The sequence below is a fragment of the Streptomyces fuscigenes genome (genome assembly GCF_021556455.1).
GTDB classification, from domain to species: domain Bacteria; phylum Actinomycetota; class Actinomycetes; order Streptomycetales; family Streptomycetaceae; genus Streptomyces; species Streptomyces fuscigenes.
The window spans coordinates 15,582-30,534 of sequence record NZ_JAKGCV010000022.1 but is presented as its reverse complement, the minus strand read 5'-3'; the positions used below and the strand labels follow the sequence as shown (position 1 = coordinate 30,534).

General features: G+C 67.6%; 27 protein-coding genes. All 27 read left to right on the top strand.

The window, feature by feature from the left end; genetic code table 11:
• Positions 1–658 (top strand): FGGY-family carbohydrate kinase (locus tag L1885_RS04785; protein WP_268983615.1); only part of this gene is annotated, 658 nt, incomplete at its 5' end.
• Positions 659–1,124: 466 nt separating this feature from the next.
• A complete protein-coding gene (gene rpsJ / locus L1885_RS04780) occupies positions 1,125–1,433 on the top strand; it encodes a 30S ribosomal protein S10 (RefSeq protein WP_003948644.1) in 309 nt (102 codons plus the stop codon).
• A gap of 14 nt (positions 1,434–1,447) precedes the next feature.
• Positions 1,448–2,092 (top strand): 50S ribosomal protein L3, encoded by a 645-nt coding sequence (gene rplC / locus L1885_RS04775; RefSeq protein WP_235795692.1) that lies wholly within the window; start codon positions 1,448–1,450, stop codon positions 2,090–2,092.
• An 8-nt stretch (positions 2,093–2,100) separates the two neighbouring features.
• Entirely contained in the window at positions 2,101–2,757 is a 657-nt protein-coding gene (gene rplD / locus L1885_RS04770; RefSeq protein WP_235795691.1) for a 50S ribosomal protein L4, read from the top strand.
• The gene (gene rplW, locus L1885_RS04765) at positions 2,757–3,170 is read left to right on the top strand and encodes a 50S ribosomal protein L23 (protein ID WP_235795690.1); all 414 of its coding nucleotides are present in this window, start codon (positions 2,757–2,759) and stop codon (positions 3,168–3,170) included. The genes rplD and rplW overlap by 1 nt, the downstream gene beginning before the upstream one ends.
• Positions 3,171–3,218: 48 nt before the next feature.
• Entirely contained in the window at positions 3,219–4,055 is an 837-nt protein-coding gene (rplB, locus tag L1885_RS04760) for a 50S ribosomal protein L2 (RefSeq protein WP_235795689.1), read from the top strand.
• 12 nt (positions 4,056–4,067) lie between these two features.
• On the top strand, positions 4,068–4,349 hold the full coding sequence (gene rpsS / locus L1885_RS04755; protein ID WP_235795688.1) for a 30S ribosomal protein S19: 282 nt from the start codon (positions 4,068–4,070) through the stop codon (positions 4,347–4,349).
• A 42-nt stretch (positions 4,350–4,391) separates the two neighbouring features.
• Entirely contained in the window at positions 4,392–4,739 is a 348-nt protein-coding gene (gene rplV, locus L1885_RS04750) for a 50S ribosomal protein L22 (RefSeq protein ID WP_235795694.1), read from the top strand.
• Positions 4,739–5,596, top strand: coding sequence for a 30S ribosomal protein S3 (rpsC, locus tag L1885_RS04745; protein ID WP_235795687.1), 858 nt, complete (start codon positions 4,739–4,741; stop codon positions 5,594–5,596). Before rplV ends, rpsC begins: the two co-directional genes overlap by 1 nt.
• Before the next feature lie 5 nt (positions 5,597–5,601).
• Entirely contained in the window at positions 5,602–6,021 is a 420-nt protein-coding gene (gene rplP, locus L1885_RS04740; protein ID WP_030903854.1) for a 50S ribosomal protein L16, read from the top strand.
• On the top strand, positions 6,021–6,248 hold the full coding sequence (gene rpmC / locus L1885_RS04735; RefSeq protein ID WP_225013392.1) for a 50S ribosomal protein L29: 228 nt from the start codon (positions 6,021–6,023) through the stop codon (positions 6,246–6,248). Before rplP ends, rpmC begins: the two co-directional genes overlap by 1 nt.
• A complete protein-coding gene (gene rpsQ / locus L1885_RS04730; protein WP_235795686.1) occupies positions 6,248–6,535 on the top strand; it encodes a 30S ribosomal protein S17 in 288 nt (95 codons plus the stop codon). The genes rpmC and rpsQ overlap by 1 nt, the downstream gene beginning before the upstream one ends.
• Positions 6,536–6,659: 124 nt before the next feature.
• A complete protein-coding gene (gene rplN, locus L1885_RS04725) occupies positions 6,660–7,028 on the top strand; it encodes a 50S ribosomal protein L14 (RefSeq protein WP_003966950.1) in 369 nt (122 codons plus the stop codon).
• Positions 7,029–7,030: 2 nt separating this feature from the next.
• Positions 7,031–7,354, top strand: coding sequence for a 50S ribosomal protein L24 (gene rplX / locus L1885_RS04720; protein WP_235795685.1), 324 nt, complete (start codon positions 7,031–7,033; stop codon positions 7,352–7,354).
• On the top strand, positions 7,354–7,911 hold the full coding sequence (gene rplE, locus L1885_RS04715; RefSeq protein ID WP_209339858.1) for a 50S ribosomal protein L5: 558 nt from the start codon (positions 7,354–7,356) through the stop codon (positions 7,909–7,911). Before rplX ends, rplE begins: the two co-directional genes overlap by 1 nt.
• 5 nt (positions 7,912–7,916) lie before the next feature.
• Positions 7,917–8,102, top strand: a complete 186-nt coding sequence (locus tag L1885_RS04710; protein ID WP_003956452.1) for a type Z 30S ribosomal protein S14 — start codon at positions 7,917–7,919, stop codon at positions 8,100–8,102.
• A 230-nt stretch (positions 8,103–8,332) separates the two neighbouring features.
• Complete coding sequence (rpsH, locus tag L1885_RS04705; protein ID WP_235795684.1) at positions 8,333–8,731, top strand: 30S ribosomal protein S8; 399 nt, start codon at positions 8,333–8,335, stop codon at positions 8,729–8,731.
• A 23-nt stretch (positions 8,732–8,754) separates the two neighbouring features.
• A complete protein-coding gene (gene rplF / locus L1885_RS04700) occupies positions 8,755–9,291 on the top strand; it encodes a 50S ribosomal protein L6 (protein WP_235795683.1) in 537 nt (178 codons plus the stop codon).
• A 3-nt stretch (positions 9,292–9,294) separates the two neighbouring features.
• Entirely contained in the window at positions 9,295–9,678 is a 384-nt protein-coding gene (gene rplR, locus L1885_RS04695) for a 50S ribosomal protein L18 (RefSeq protein ID WP_235795682.1), read from the top strand.
• A 46-nt stretch (positions 9,679–9,724) separates the two neighbouring features.
• Positions 9,725–10,330, top strand: a complete 606-nt coding sequence (gene rpsE / locus L1885_RS04690) for a 30S ribosomal protein S5 (RefSeq protein WP_225013398.1) — start codon at positions 9,725–9,727, stop codon at positions 10,328–10,330.
• Positions 10,330–10,512, top strand: coding sequence for a 50S ribosomal protein L30 (rpmD, locus tag L1885_RS04685; RefSeq protein ID WP_235795681.1), 183 nt, complete (start codon positions 10,330–10,332; stop codon positions 10,510–10,512). Before rpsE ends, rpmD begins: the two co-directional genes overlap by 1 nt.
• A gap of 1 nt (position 10,513) precedes the next feature.
• Positions 10,514–10,969: a 50S ribosomal protein L15 gene (gene rplO / locus L1885_RS04680; RefSeq protein ID WP_235795680.1), complete on the top strand. Its 456-nt coding sequence runs from the start codon at positions 10,514–10,516 to the stop codon at positions 10,967–10,969.
• A 285-nt stretch (positions 10,970–11,254) separates the two neighbouring features.
• Complete coding sequence (gene secY / locus L1885_RS04675; protein WP_235795679.1) at positions 11,255–12,568, top strand: preprotein translocase subunit SecY; 1,314 nt, start codon at positions 11,255–11,257, stop codon at positions 12,566–12,568.
• Positions 12,568–13,227, top strand: coding sequence for an adenylate kinase (locus L1885_RS04670; RefSeq protein ID WP_235795678.1), 660 nt, complete (start codon positions 12,568–12,570; stop codon positions 13,225–13,227). Before secY ends, L1885_RS04670 begins: the two co-directional genes overlap by 1 nt.
• 163 nt (positions 13,228–13,390) lie before the next feature.
• Complete coding sequence (gene map / locus L1885_RS04665) at positions 13,391–14,230, top strand: type I methionyl aminopeptidase (RefSeq protein ID WP_235795677.1); 840 nt, start codon at positions 13,391–13,393, stop codon at positions 14,228–14,230.
• Between the two features lie 295 nt (positions 14,231–14,525).
• Positions 14,526–14,747, top strand: coding sequence for a translation initiation factor IF-1 (gene infA / locus L1885_RS04660; protein WP_003956442.1), 222 nt, complete (start codon positions 14,526–14,528; stop codon positions 14,745–14,747).
• Positions 14,748–14,802: 55 nt separating this feature from the next.
• Positions 14,803–14,916 (top strand): 50S ribosomal protein L36, encoded by a 114-nt coding sequence (gene rpmJ / locus L1885_RS04655; RefSeq protein WP_030903823.1) that lies wholly within the window; start codon positions 14,803–14,805, stop codon positions 14,914–14,916.
• The last annotated feature ends 37 nt before the right edge of the window (positions 14,917–14,953 follow it).

Below are 14,953 nucleotides of genomic sequence, written 5' to 3'. Positions count from 1 at the left end.
CGTCGCCTTCCCGCGGGTCGGCGACGTGCGGGTGGTGGCCGGGCCCACCCAGGCGGGCGGCGACGCGCTGCGCTGGTGGGCCGGGGCCGCGGGCCTGAGCGTCGAGGACGCCCTGGCCGAGTGCGTACGGGCCGCTCCCGGCCCCACCGGGGTCGTCTTCACCCCGCACCTGATGGGGGAGCGGGCGCCGCTGTGGGACGCGGACGTGCGGGGCGCCTTCCTCGGCGTGTCCTCGTCCGTCACGAGGCCCGCGCTGACCCGGGCGGTGCTGGAGGGCGTCGCGATGTCCGCGCGGCAGGTCCTCGGCGAAGTGGAGGCGGCCTGCGGCCCCCTGGACCCGGTCGCGCTGACCGGGGGCGGCTCGCGCAGCGACCTGTGGTGCCGCGTGCACGCCGACGTGCTCGCCCGGCCCGTCGCGCGGCTTGCCGTCGCCGACGCGGGCGCGCTCGGCGCGGCCCTGCTCGGGGCGGTGGGCGCCGGGCTGCACCCGGACATGGCGGCCGCGGCGGACCGGGCGGTGCGCGTCGAGCGGGTCTTCGTGCCGGACCCCGAGGCGGCGGGCCGGCTGGACGGGCTGTACTCCGTGTACGAGGAGTCGTACGAGGCGCTGCGGGGCGTCCACGCCGCGCTCGCCGGGTGGCGGTCGCGCCACCTCTGAGCGGGTGGCGCCGCGCGCAGGGCGGGCCGATCGGGTCACGCGATCGGCCTGAGGGAGGGGCCCGTGGTGGCGGCGACGATTCGGACGTGTGCCCGTGGGGTAGGGTTCTCCGTCGCGATTGGCCAGGCCCTGGGGCCCTGTGGCACACTGGTCCGGTTGCTCGGTTGAGTGCCGATGCTGCGCGCCTCCCGCCGGGGGGACCGGAAGCGAGTCCCACAGTACTCGTCGCCCCAACTGCCTTTGCGGGCAGCGCTGGAGCGGACGTACGGGAATCTTCCGGGAATGCGTGGCGGGGTATCGACCAGGCGCCGGTGGCGGTCGACCTCTCTGGTCGGCCCGTTCCGTTTCCCCCGCAGTGTGGATTCCCTCGTGGAATCGCCCGTGGAGGGAACGCGACACGCCCGACCGCGTGGGTCGGCCAACGGCGTCAGAGCGTCAAGACAGAGAATGGGATTTCGAAGCAGCCATGGCGGGACAGAAGATCCGCATCCGGCTCAAGGCCTACGACCACGAGGTCATCGACTCCTCGGCGAAGAAGATCGTCGAGACGGTGACCCGCACTGGTGCGTCGGTCGCGGGCCCGGTGCCGCTGCCCACAGAGAAGAACGTGTACTGCGTCATCAAGTCGCCGCACAAGTACAAGGACTCGCGCGAGCACTTCGAGATGCGCACGCACAAGCGCCTGATCGACATCCTCGACCCGACGCCCAAGACCGTTGACTCGTTGATGCGCCTGGACCTTCCGGCCGGCGTCGACATCGAGATCAAGCTCTGAGAGGCGCGGAAGAGATGACCAAGCAGATCAAGGGCGTCCTGGGCGAGAAGCTCGGCATGACCCAGGTCTGGGACGAGAACAACCGTGTCGTCCCGGTGACCGTCGTCAAGGCCGGGCCCTGTGTCGTGACCCAGGTCCGTACGAATGACTCCGACGGCTACGAGTCGGTCCAGATCGCCTTCGGCGAGATCGACCCTCGCAAGGTGAACAAGCCCCTCAAGGGCCACTTCGCCAAGGCCGACGTGACCCCCCGCCGCCACCTCGTGGAGCTCCGCACCGCGGACGCGTCCGAGTACACGCTCGGCCAGGAGATCAAGGCCGACGTGTTCGAGTCCGGGCTCAAGGTCGACGTGACCGGCAAGAGCAAGGGCAAGGGCTTCGCCGGTGTCATGAAGCGTCACAACTTCAAGGGCCTCGGCGCCGGTCACGGTACCCAGCGCAAGCACCGCTCTCCCGGCTCCATCGGTGGCTGCGCCACCCCGGGCCGCGTGTTCAAGGGCCTCCGCATGGCGGGCCGCATGGGAAACGAGCGGGTCACCACCCAGAACCTGACCGTGCACGCCGTGGACGCGGAGAAGGGCCTGCTGCTCATCAAGGGCGCGGTCCCCGGTCCCAACGGCGGTCTCGTTCTGGTTCGTACCGCGGCCAAGGGGGCCTGAGGTAAACCATGAGCACCATTGACATCCTTTCGCCCGCGGGCGAGAAGACGGGCAGCGTCGAGCTTCCCGCGGAGATCTTCGAGGCCAGGATCAGCATTCCGCTGATCCACCAGGTCGTCGTCGCCCAGCTGGCAGCGGCCCGTCAGGGCACGCACAAGACCAAGCGCCGTGGCGAGGTCCGAGGCGGTGGCAAGAAGCCGTACCGCCAGAAGGGCACCGGCCGGGCCCGTCAGGGCTCGACCCGCGCGCCGCAGTTCGCCGGCGGTGGCGTCGTGCACGGCCCCGTGCCGCGCGACTACTCGCAGCGGACGCCCAAGAAGATGAAGACCGCCGCGCTGCGCGGAGCCCTCACGGACCGCGCGCAGAACGCCCGCGTGCACGTCGTCTCCGGCGTCGTCGACGGCGAGTCGGTCTCCACGAAGGCCGCGAAGAGCCTGTTCGGCAAGATCAGTGAGCGCAAGCACCTGCTCCTGGTCGTCGAGCGCGCCGACGAGGCCGCGTGGCTGTCCGCGCGCAACCTGCCCCAGGTCCACATCCTGGAGCCGGGCCAGCTCAACACGTACGACGTGCTCGTCTCGGACGACGTGGTCTTCACCAAGGCCGCCTTCGAGTCCTTCGTCGCCGGCCCGAACAAGGCCAACGAAACCGAAGGGAGCGAGGCCTGATGGCTACGCGTCACCCCAGCATCGCGCCCAAGGCCGCCAAGGCGGCCAAGGCGAAGCGCCTGGCGAAGGCCAGGAGCGGCGTCAAGGGCCCGGTCGTCGAGACCCCGCTGAGCAAGTCCCTCGCGGACCCGCGCGACATCCTCGTCAAGCCGGTCGTCTCCGAGAAGAGCTACGCCCTGCTCGACGAGAACAAGTACACGTTCGTCGTCGACCCGCGCGCCAACAAGACCCAGATCAAGCAGGCCGTCCAGGCGGTCTTCTCGGTCAAGGTCACCGGCGTCAACACGATCAACCGGCAGGGCAAGCGCAAGCGCACCCGCTCCGGTTTCGGCAAGCGCCCTGACACCAAGCGCGCCATCGTGACCCTTGCCGAGGGCGACCGCATCGACATCTTCGGCGGCCCGACCTCCTGACGGAGGCCGGGATCGTATCGAAGTCCGGAATCTTCCGAGGACTGAGAAATGGGTATCCGCAAGTACAAGCCGACGACCCCGGGCCGTCGTGGCTCCAGTGTCGCCGACTTTGTCGAGATCACGCGGTCCACGCCGGAGAAGTCGCTGGTCCGTCCCCTGCACAGCAAGGGCGGCCGCAACAACGCCGGTCGTGTGACCGTCCGCCACCAGGGCGGTGGCCACAAGCGCGCCTTCCGTGTCATCGACTTCCGTCGCCATGACAAGGACGGCGTCCCCGCCAAGGTCGCGCACATCGAGTACGACCCGAACCGCACCGCGCGCATCGCGCTGCTCCACTACGCGGACGGCGAGAAGCGCTACATCCTCGCCCCCGCGGGCCTGGTGCAGGGCGCGCACATCGAGAACGGCCCCGGCGCCGACATCAAGGCGGGCAACAACCTGCCGCTGCGCCACATCCCGGTCGGTACCACGGTGCACGCCATCGAGCTGCGTCCCGGCGGCGGCGCCAAGTTCGCCCGCTCCGCGGGCTCCTCGGTGCAGCTGCTCGCGAAGGAGGGCTCCATGGCCACCCTTCGCATGCCGTCCGGCGAGGTCCGCATGGTCGACGTGCGCTGCCGCGCGACGATCGGCGCCGTCGGCAACGCCGAGCAGTCGAACATCAACTGGGGCAAGGCCGGCCGCATGCGCTGGAAGGGCGTCCGCCCGACCGTCCGCGGTGTCGCCATGAACCCGGTCGACCACCCGCACGGTGGTGGTGAGGGCAAGACCTCCGGTGGTCGCCACCCGGTCTCCCCCTGGGGTCAGAAGGAGGGTCGTACTCGTTCTCCCAAGAAGGCGAGCAACAAGTACATCGTCCGCCGCCGCAAGACGAACAAGAAGCGCTAGGAGCGGGTTTAGATGCCGCGCAGTCTCAAGAAGGGGCCCTTCGTCGACGACCACCTGATCAAGAAGGTGGATGTCCAGAACGAAGCAGGCACCAAGAACGTCATCAAGACCTGGTCCCGTCGCTCGATGATCGTCCCGGCCATGCTGGGCCACACGATCGCGGTGCACAACGGCAAGATCCACGTCCCGGTGTTCATCTCCGAGTCGATGGTCGGCCACAAGCTCGGCGAGTTCTCGCCGACTCGCACCTTCCGCGGCCACGTCAAGGACGACCGGAAGTCGAAGCGCCGCTAACGCGGGGTGGAACCGATCATGACAAACACCGAAGGGACAACCATGGAAGCCAGGGCCCAGGCGCGGTACATCCGCGTCACGCCCATGAAGGCCCGCCGTGTGGTGGACCTCATCCGTGGCATGGACGCCACGGAGGCTCAGGCGGTCCTGCGTTTCGCCCCGCAGGCCGCGAGTGAGCCCGTTGGCAAGGTGCTCGACAGCGCCATCGCCAACGCCGCCCACAACTACGACCACACCGACGCCACGTCGCTGTTCATCAGCGAGGCGTACGTGGACGAGGGTCCGACGCTGAAGCGCTTCCGGCCGCGTGCCCAGGGGCGCGCGTACCGGATCCGCAAGCGGACCAGCCACATCACCGTGGTCCTCAGCAGCAAGGAAGGAACCCGGTAATGGGCCAGAAGGTAAACCCGCACGGGTTTCGGCTCGGCATCACCACGGACTTCAAGTCCCGCTGGTACGCCGACAAGCTGTACAAGGACTACGTCAAGGAAGACGTCGCCATCCGCAGGATGATGACGAAGGGCATGGAGCGTGCCGGCATCTCCAAGGTGGAGATCGAGCGCACCCGCGACCGCGTCCGCGTCGACATCCACACCGCCCGGCCGGGCATCGTCATCGGCCGTCGCGGCGCGGAGGCCGACCGCATCCGCGGCGAGCTGGAGAAGCTCACCGGCAAGCAGGTCCAGCTGAACATCCTCGAGGTCAAGAACCCCGAGGTGGACGCTCAGCTGGTCGCGCAGGCCGTCGCCGAGCAGCTGTCCTCCCGCGTCTCCTTCCGTCGCGCCATGCGCAAGAGCATGCAGTCGACGATGAAGGCCGGCGCCAAGGGCATCAAGATCCAGTGCGGTGGCCGCCTCGGCGGCGCCGAGATGTCCCGCTCGGAGTTCTACCGCGAGGGCCGCGTGCCCCTGCACACGCTCCGTGCCAACGTCGACTACGGCTTCTTCGAGGCCAAGACCAGCTTCGGCCGCATCGGCGTGAAGGTCTGGATCTACAAGGGCGACGTCAAGAACATCGCTGAGGTCCGCGCGGAGAACGCTGCGGCTCGTGCCGGCAACCGTCCGGCCCGTGGTGGCGGCAACGACCGCCCGGCGGGTCGCGGCGGACGCGGCGGCGAGCGCGGCGGCCGTGGCCGCAGGCCTCAGCAGGGTGACCGCCAGAGCAGCCCGGCGACCGAGGCCCCCAAGGCCGAGGAAACCACCGCTGCCGCGTCGGCACCTGCCGAGAGCACCGGAACGGAGGCCTGACCGCCATGCTGATCCCGCGTAGGGTCAAGCACCGCAAGCAGCACCACCCGAAGCGCAGCGGTATGTCCAAGGGTGGTACGCAGGTCACGTTCGGCGAGTACGGCATCCAGGCGCTGACCCCGGCGTACGTGACGAACCGCCAGATCGAGGCCGCTCGTATCGCCATGACCCGCCACATCAAGCGTGGCGGCAAGGTCTGGATCAACATCTACCCGGACCGCCCGCTGACGAAGAAGCCCGCCGAGACCCGCATGGGTTCCGGCAAGGGTTCTCCCGAGTGGTGGATCGCGAACGTCAAGCCCGGTCGGGTGATGTTCGAGCTGTCGTACCCGAACGAGAAGACCGCTCGTGAGGCGCTCACCCGCGCTGCTCACAAGCTCCCGATGAAGTGCCGGATCGTTCGGCGCGAGGCAGGTGAGGCGTGATGTCGGCCGGTACCAAGGCGTCCGAACTGCGCGAGCTGGGCGACCAGGAGCTTGTCGGCAAGCTCCGGGAGTCCAAGGAAGAGCTGTTCAACCTCCGCTTCCAGGCGGCGACCGGACAGCTCGAGAACCACGGCCGCCTCAAGGCCGTGCGGAAGGACATCGCGCGGATCTACACCCTGATGCGTGAGCGCGAGCTGGGCATCGAGACCGTGGTGGAGAGCGCCTGATGAGCGAGAGCAACGTGACTGAGACGAACACCGCCGCGCGCGGTTTCCGCAAGACCCGCGAGGGTCTGGTCGTCAGCGACAAGATGGACAAGACCGTCGTCGTCGCTGTCGAGGACCGCGTCAAGCACGCCCTGTACGGCAAGGTCATCCGCCGTACGAACAAGCTCAAGGCCCACGACGAGCAGAACGCCGCCGGCATCGGCGACCGCGTCCTCCTCATGGAGACGCGGCCGCTGTCGGCGACCAAGCGCTGGCGCGTCGTCGAGATCCTCGAGAAGGCCAAGTAGTCCTTCCCGGGAAGGCCAGACAACCCTCCGAGGGGGAATTCCTCCTCGGAACAGTTCCGCCAGGCTCCGGGGGCCGTCGCTTGCGGCAGCCCCCGGGGAACCGGCAGACGATCAGGAGATAGACGTGATCCAGCAGGAGTCGCGACTTCGTGTCGCCGACAACACGGGTGCGAAGGAAATCCTCACCATCCGTGTTCTCGGTGGCTCCGGTCGCCGCTACGCGGGCATCGGTGACGTCATCGTCGCCACCGTCAAGGACGCGATCCCCGGTGGCAACGTGAAGAAGGGTGACGTCGTCAAGGCCGTCATCGTTCGCACCGTCAAGGAGCGTCGTCGCCAGGATGGCTCGTACATCCGCTTCGACGAGAACGCCGCCGTCATTCTGAAGAACGACGGCGACCCCCGCGGCACCCGTATCTTCGGCCCGGTGGGTCGTGAGCTGCGCGAGAAGAAGTTCATGAAGATCATCTCGCTCGCGCCGGAGGTGCTGTAGGTATGAAGATCAAGAAGGGCGACCTGGTCCAGGTCATCACCGGTAAGGACAAGGGCAAGCAGGGCAAGGTCATCGTGGCCTACCCCACGCGCGACCGCGTCCTCGTCGAGGGTGTCAACCGGGTCAAGAAGCACACCAAGACCGGCCAGACCGCTCGCGGTTCGCAGACCGGCGGCATCATCACCACCGAGGCGCCGATCCACGTCTCCAACGTCCAGCTGGTCGTGGAGAAGGACGGCAAGAAGGTCGTGACCCGCGTCGGTTACCGCTTCGACGACGAAGGCAACAAGATCCGCGTTGCCAAGCGGACCGGTGAGGACATCTGATGGCTACCACCACTGCGCCGCGTCTGAAGACGCGCTACCGCGAGGAGATCGCGGGCAAGCTGCGTGACGAGTTCAAGTACGAGAACGTCATGCAGACCCCGGGTCTCGTCAAGATCGTGGTCAACATGGGTGTGGGCGACGCCGCCCGCGACTCGAAGCTGATGGACGGTGCGATCCGGGACCTCACCGCGATCACCGGCCAGAAGCCCGCCGTCACCAAGGCCCGCAAGTCCATCGCGCAGTTCAAGCTGCGCGAGGGCCAGCCGATCGGCTGCCACGTCACGCTTCGCGGCGACCGGATGTGGGAGTTCCTGGACCGTACGCTGTCGCTCGCGCTTCCGCGTATCCGTGACTTCCGCGGCCTGTCCCCGAAGCAGTTCGACGGACGTGGCAACTACACCTTCGGTCTCACGGAGCAGGTCATGTTCCACGAGATCGACCAGGACAGGATCGACCGGGTCCGGGGCATGGACATCACCGTGGTCACCACGGCGACCAATGACGACGAGGGTCGTGCCCTGCTGCGTCACCTCGGCTTCCCGTTCAAGGAGATGTGACCGACGTGGCGAAGAAGGCTCTGATCGCTAAGGCCGCCCGCAAGCCGAAGTTCGGTGTGCGCGCGTACACGCGCTGCCAGCGCTGTGGCCGGCCCCACTCCGTGTACCGCAAGTTCGGCCTGTGCCGTGTGTGCCTCCGTGAGATGGCGCACCGCGGCGAGCTGCCGGGCGTTACCAAGAGCTCCTGGTAGTCCTTCAAAGGACTCCCGGAGTCTCTCGGTAAGCAACTGGTTGGCAGAAGCCCCACCCCGCATGGCTTAGGCTGGTGGGGTTGGGCGTCTGCCGCCCGACATCAGCGGGCATCGCCCGCACGTGCTGCTTACTACGCCGTAGGTCCCCGCGTCACACCTGCCCCGTCTCGGTTCGGGGAGAGGGACGACGCATACAGGAAACCCCGGCGAGAGAGGCCGAAGGCCAATTCATGACCATGACTGATCCCATCGCAGACATGCTCACGCGTCTGCGGAACGCGAACTCGGCATACCACGACTCCGTCGTGATGCCGCACAGCAAGATCAAGTCGCACATCGCCGAGATCCTCCAGCAGGAGGGTTTCATCACCGGCTGGAAGACCGAGGACGCCGAGGTCGGCAAGAACCTCGTCCTGGAGCTGAAGTTCGGCCCGAACCGCGAGCGTTCGATCGCCGGCATCCGGCGCATCTCCAAGCCGGGTCTCCGCGTGTACGCGAAGTCCACCAACCTGCCGAAGGTCCTCGGCGGCCTGGGCGTGGCGATCATCTCCACGTCCCACGGTCTCCTGACCGGCCAGCAGGCAAGCAAGAAGGGCGTGGGTGGGGAAGTCCTCGCCTACGTCTGGTAGTCGGGAACGGAAGGAGAAAGCTCATGTCGCGTATCGGCAAGCTCCCCATCCAGGTTCCCGCCGGTGTGGACGTCACCATCGACGGCCGTACGGTCTCCGTGAAGGGCCCCAAGGGCTCCCTCGCGCACACCGTGGCGTCGCCGATCGAGGTCACCAAGGACGACGACGTCATCAGCGTCACGCGTCCCAACGACGAGCGTCAGAATAGGTCGCTGCACGGCCTGTCCCGCACGCTGGTGGCGAACATGATCACCGGCGTGACCCAGGGGTACACCAAGGCGCTCGAGATCAGCGGTGTCGGTTACCGCGTCCAGGCGAAGGGCTCCAACCTGGAGTTCGCCCTGGGCTACAGCCACCCGATCACGATCGAGGCGCCCGAGGGCATCAGCTTCAAGGTTGAGTCGCCCACGAAGTTCTCGGTCGAGGGCATCGACAAGCAGAAGGTCGGCGAAGTCGCTGCCAACATCCGCAAGCTGCGGAAGCCCGACCCGTACAAGGCCAAGGGTGTCAGGTACGCGGGCGAGGTCATCCGCCGCAAGGTCGGAAAGGCTGGTAAGTAAGCCATGGCATACGGTGTGAAGATCGCCAAGGGCAACGCGTACAAGGCCGCTGCCATCAAGCGCCGTCACATCCGCGTCCGCAAGAGGATCTCGGGTACGCCGGAGCGTCCCCGCCTCGTCGTGACGCGTTCGAACCGCCACATGGTGGCGCAGGTCGTCGACGACATCGCGGGCCACACGCTCGCGTCGGCGTCGACCCTCGACACCTCCATCCGCGGCACGGACGGTGACAAGAGCGAGCTGGCGAAGAAGGTCGGATCCCTGGTCGCGGAGCGCGCCAAGGCCGCCGGCATCGAGGCCGTCGTGTTCGACCGTGGTGGCAACAAGTACGCCGGGCGGATTGCCGCTCTGGCTGACGCCGCCCGCGAAGCCGGACTGAAGTTCTGAGACCGGTTCCCACGCACAGCGGACGTAACAGAGAGAGGTAATTCCAATGGCTGGACCCCAGCGCCGCGGCAGCGGTGCCGGTGGCGGCGAGCGGCGGGACCGGAAGGGCCGTGACGGTGGCGCCTCCGCCGCCGAGAAGACCGCATACGTTGAGCGCGTCGTCGCGATCAACCGTGTCGCCAAGGTTGTGAAGGGTGGTCGTCGCTTCAGCTTCACCGCGCTGGTCGTGGTGGGCGACGGTGACGGCACCGTCGGTGTCGGCTACGGCAAGGCCAAGGAGGTGCCGGCCGCCATCGCCAAGGGTGTTGAGGAGGCCAAGAAGCACTTCTTCAAGGTCCCCCGTATCCAGGGCACCATCCCCCACCCGATCCAGGGCGAGAAGGCCGCGGGCGTCGTCCTGCTGAAGCCTGCTTCCCCCGGTACGGGTGTTATCGCCGGTGGCCCGGTGCGCGCCGTTCTGGAGTGCGCGGGCGTCCACGACATCCTGTCGAAGTCGCTCGGCTCCGACAACGCGATCAACATCGTGCACGCGACGGTGGCGGCCCTGCAGGGTCTCCAGCGCCCCGAGGAGATCGCGGCCCGCCGTGGTCTGCCCCTCGAGGACGTCGCCCCCGCGGCCCTGCTGCGTGCGCGTGCGGGAGCGGGTGCGTAATGGCTCGCCTCAAGATCACGCAGACGAAGTCGTACATCGGCAGCAAGCAGAACCACCGCGAGACGCTGCGTTCGCTCGGGCTCAAGCGCCTGCACGACGTGGTCGTCAAGGAGGACCGTCCCGAGTTCCGCGGCATGGTGCGAGCCGTCCGCCACCTCGTGACGGTTGAGGAGGTCGACTGACATGGCGGAGCAGAAGCCGCTGAAGGTCCACAACCTCCGTCCTGCCCCGGGCGCCAAGACCGCCAAGACCCGCGTGGGTCGTGGCGAGGCGTCCAAGGGCAAGACCGCTGGTCGTGGCACCAAGGGCACGAAGGCCCGCTACCAGGTTCCGGAGAACTTCGAGGGCGGGCAGATGCCCCTCCACATGCGTCTCCCGAAGCTGCGGGGCTTCAAGAACCCGTTCCGCACCGAGTACCAGGTCGTCAACCTGGACAAGCTCTCCTCCCTCTACCCGGAGGGTGGCGAGGTCACCGTTGACGACCTGATCGCCAAGGGTGCGGTGCGCAAGAACAGCCCGGTCAAGGTTCTTGGCCAGGGCGAGATCTCCGTGGCGCTGACGGTGACGGTTGACGCCGCCTCCGGCTCCGCCAAGGAGAAGATCACCGCCGCCGGCGGTACGGTCACCGAGTCCGCCTGAGCGAACGCGGTGATTCCCGCCGGGTCCGCGTCAGCGCGTCCGGCGCCCTTCGAGTCCGTTTCGGCGGGCTCGAAGACCTGAAACATCCGACCGGGGATGCCTCTGTGAAAGGGGTATCCCCGGTTGGTCGTTCCGCCGGAGCCACTGCCGCCGGTATGGTGGCGTGGATTGTTGCTCCATCCACCGGGTCCCCCGACCGCACTGAGGGGTGGTCCCGGCACCGAATCCGTCGATCCTCGAGACCGTCACCTCTGCTGCACTGGCGCGGGGGTCGCAGGAGGCACCGTGCTCACCGCGTTCGCCCGGGCGTTCAGGACGCCCGACCTGCGCAAGAAGCTGCTCTTCACGCTGGGCATCATCGTGCTGTACCGGCTCGGCGCGCACATCCCGATCCCCGGGGTGAGCTACGAGAACGTGCAGACGTGCGTCAGCGCTGCCCAGAAGGGCAACAGCAGTCTGTTCGGCCTGGTGAACATGTTCAGCGGCGGGGCGCTGCTCCAGATCACCCTGTTCGCGCTCGGCATCATGCCGTACATCACCGCGAGCATCATCCTCCAGCTGCTGACCGTCGTGATCCCCCGGCTGGAAGCCCTCAAGAAGGAGGGCCAGTCCGGGCAGACCAAGATCACTCAGTACACCCGGTACCTGACGGTCGCGCTGGCGATCCTCCAGGGCACCGGCCTCGTCGCGACCGCCCGCAGCGGCGCCCTCTTCCAGGGCTGCCCGGTGGCGTCGGACATCGTCCCCGACCATTCCCTGTTCATGACGATCACGATGGTCATCACGATGACCTCGGGCACCGCGATGGTCATGTGGCTCGGCGAGCTCATCACCGACCGCGGCATCGGCAACGGCATGTCGATCCTGATGTTCGTCTCCATCGCGTCGGGCTTCCCCGGCACGCTGTGGTCCATCAAGGAGAGCGGCTCGCTCGCCGGCGGCTGGATCAACTTCGGCGGCGTCATCCTCATCGGCTTCGTGATGGTCGGCCTGGTCGTCTTCGTCGAGCAGGCGCAACGCCGCATCCCGGTGCAGTACGCGAAGCGGATGATCGGGCGCCGCTCGTACGGGGGAACGTCGACGTACATTCCCCTCAAGGTGAACCAGGCCGGTGTGATCCCGGTCATCTTCGCCTCGTCGCTGCTGTACATCCCCGCCCTGATCGCCCAGTTCTCCAGCTCCACGTCGGGCTGGAAGAACTGGATCCAGGACAACTTCGTCAAGGGTGACCACCCGTACTACGTGACGGCCTACTTCCTGTTGATCGTGTTCTTCGCCTTCTTCTACGTGGCGATCTCGTTCAACCCCGAGGAAGTGGCCGACAATATGAAGAAGTATGGTGGCTTCATCCCAGGTATTCGTGCTGGTCGGCCTACGGCCGAGTACCTGAGCTACGTGCTCAACAGGATCACGTGGCCCGGTTCGCTGTACCTGGGGCTGATCGCACTCGCGCCGACAGTGGCGTTGGCGAGCTATGGCGGTGCGGGCAACTCGATCGGTGGCACGAGCATCCTGATCATCGTGGGTGTGGGTCTGGAGACCGTGAAGCAGATCGAGAGCCAGCTCCAGCAGCGCAACTACGAAGGGTTCCTCCGCTGATGCGAATCGTCCTCGTCGGGCCTCCCGGTGCGGGCAAAGGGACGCAGGCCGCGTACCTTGCCAAGAACCTGTCGATCCCGCACATCTCGACCGGCGACCTGTTCCGCGCGAACATCAGCCAGGGCACCCCGCTCGGCAAGCGCGCGAAGGAGTTCATCGACGCCGGCGAGCTCGTGCCCGACGAGGTGACCATCGGGATGGCCCGCGAGCGCATGGCGGAGCCCGACGCGGTGAACGGGTTCCTGCTGGACGGCTTCCCGCGCAACGTGGCCCAGGCCGAGGCGCTGGACGCGGCCCTGAAGGGCGACGGCGTCGCGCTGGACGCGGTGCTGGACCTGGAGGTCCCCGAGGACGAGGTCGTCAAGCGGATCGCCGGCCGGCGCATCTGCCGCAACGACAGCGCGCACGTCTTCCACGTCACGTACAACCCGCCGAAGACCGAGGGCGTCTGCGACGTCTGCGGCGGCGAGCTGTACCAGCGCGCGGACGACAGCGAGGAGACGGTCCGGCGCCGGCTGGAGGTCTACCACACGCAGACCGAGCCGATCATCGACCACTACCGGGCCCAGGGCCTGGTGGTCACCATCTCCGCGCTCGGCGAGGTCACCGAGGTGACCGAGCGGGCGATGGCGGCGCTCAAGCGCGGCGCGGCTGCCTAGGCGCACGGCGCGAGCAGCACCCCCGGGCACGTCCCGGGGACCCGGTACGCAGGGCGGCCGTGGTGTCCTACGGGCACCACGGCCGTACCGTTTGGAAGCCGTACCGTGTGCAAGAGGTACGCAGACACGGACACGAACCCGGTGGGAAGGCGCAGGAACGGACATGGTGGAGATCAAGACCCCGGAGCAGATCGCGAAGATGCGTGAGGCGGGGCTGGTCGTCGCCGCGATCCACGCGGCCACGGCGGAGGCCGCCGTGCCCGGCGCGACCACGAAGGACCTCGACGAGGTGGCGCGCAAGGTGCTCGCGGAGCACGGCGCGAAGCCGAACTTCCTCGGGTACGGCGGGTTCCCCGCGACGATCTGCACGTCGGTCAACGACGTCGTCGTCCACGGCATCCCCGACGACAAGACGGTCCTCAAGGACGGCGACATCATCTCCGTCGACGCGGGCGCCATCGTGGACGGCTGGCACGGCGACGCCGCGTACACGGCGTTCGTCGGCACCGGGCACTCCCCGGAGCTCGTCGAGCTCTCCCGGGTGACCGAGGAGTCGATGTGGGCCGGCATCGCCGCCATGCGGAGCGGCAACCGCCTCATCGACGTGTCCCGCGCGATCGAGACGTACATCCGCCGGCAGCCGAGGCCCGGCGGCGGGAAGTACGGGATCATCGAGGACTACGGCGGCCACGGCATCGGCACGGCCATGCACATGGACCCCCACCTGCTGAACTACGTCTCCCGCAAGCGCGGCAAGGGGCCCAGGCTGATCCCCGGCTTCTGCCTGGCCATCGAGCCGATGGTCTCGCTGGGCACCCCGCACACGGAGGTCATGCCGGACGAGTGGACCGTGGTCACGCTGGACCACACGTGGTCCTCGCACTGGGAGCACTCCATCGCGCTGACCGAGGAGGGCCCGCTGGTCCTCACGGCCGTCGACGGCGGCCGGGCGAAGCTGGCCGAGCTGGGCGTCACGGCGGCGCCGGACCCGCTGGCGGGCTGATCCGCGCGCAGGGCGGCCCCGCGGTCCGCGCCTTCCGTCTTCGGGACGTTCCCGGGACGCCCGGGCGGGCCGGGTGCCGGAGGCCCTCGCGAGGGGGCGCGCCGCGCGGGCGGATGCGCCCGGCGGGGCCAAGCGTGGGCACCCAGGTTGCTTAGGGATCTTCTCCACTGGGCAAACTTGACGGATTCGTCTTTTCGAGGGTGCTGCCGTAGACTGACGCGTCGGCTCTGGTGCACCCGTGTGTCCTCGCACGGTGGCCGGAATCGATCAAGGTAGCCGATTCGAAGGGCGAAGCGTGGCCAAGAAGCAAGGTGCCATCGAAATCGAGGGCACCGTGATCGAGTCCCTCCCGAACGCCATGTTCAAGGTGGAGCTCCAGAACGGTCACAAAGTCCTCGCGCACATCAGCGGCAAGATGCGGATGCACTACATCCGTATCCTCCCGGATGACCGGGTCGTCGTGGAACTCTCCCCGTACGACCTCACGCGCGGTCGGATCGTCTACCGATACAAGTAGATCTTGCGGTGCCCCGTCGCGGGGCTCCCGCACTGACCCGGAGAACCTCAATCCCATGAAGGTCAAGCCGAGCGTCAAGAAGATCTGCGACAAGTGCAAGGTGATCCGCCGTAACGGCCGGGTCATGGTCATCTGCGACAACCTGCGCCACAAGCAGCGCCAGGGCTGACGCGGGCCGTCCCCGTACGCACTTCTCGTATCTCTTC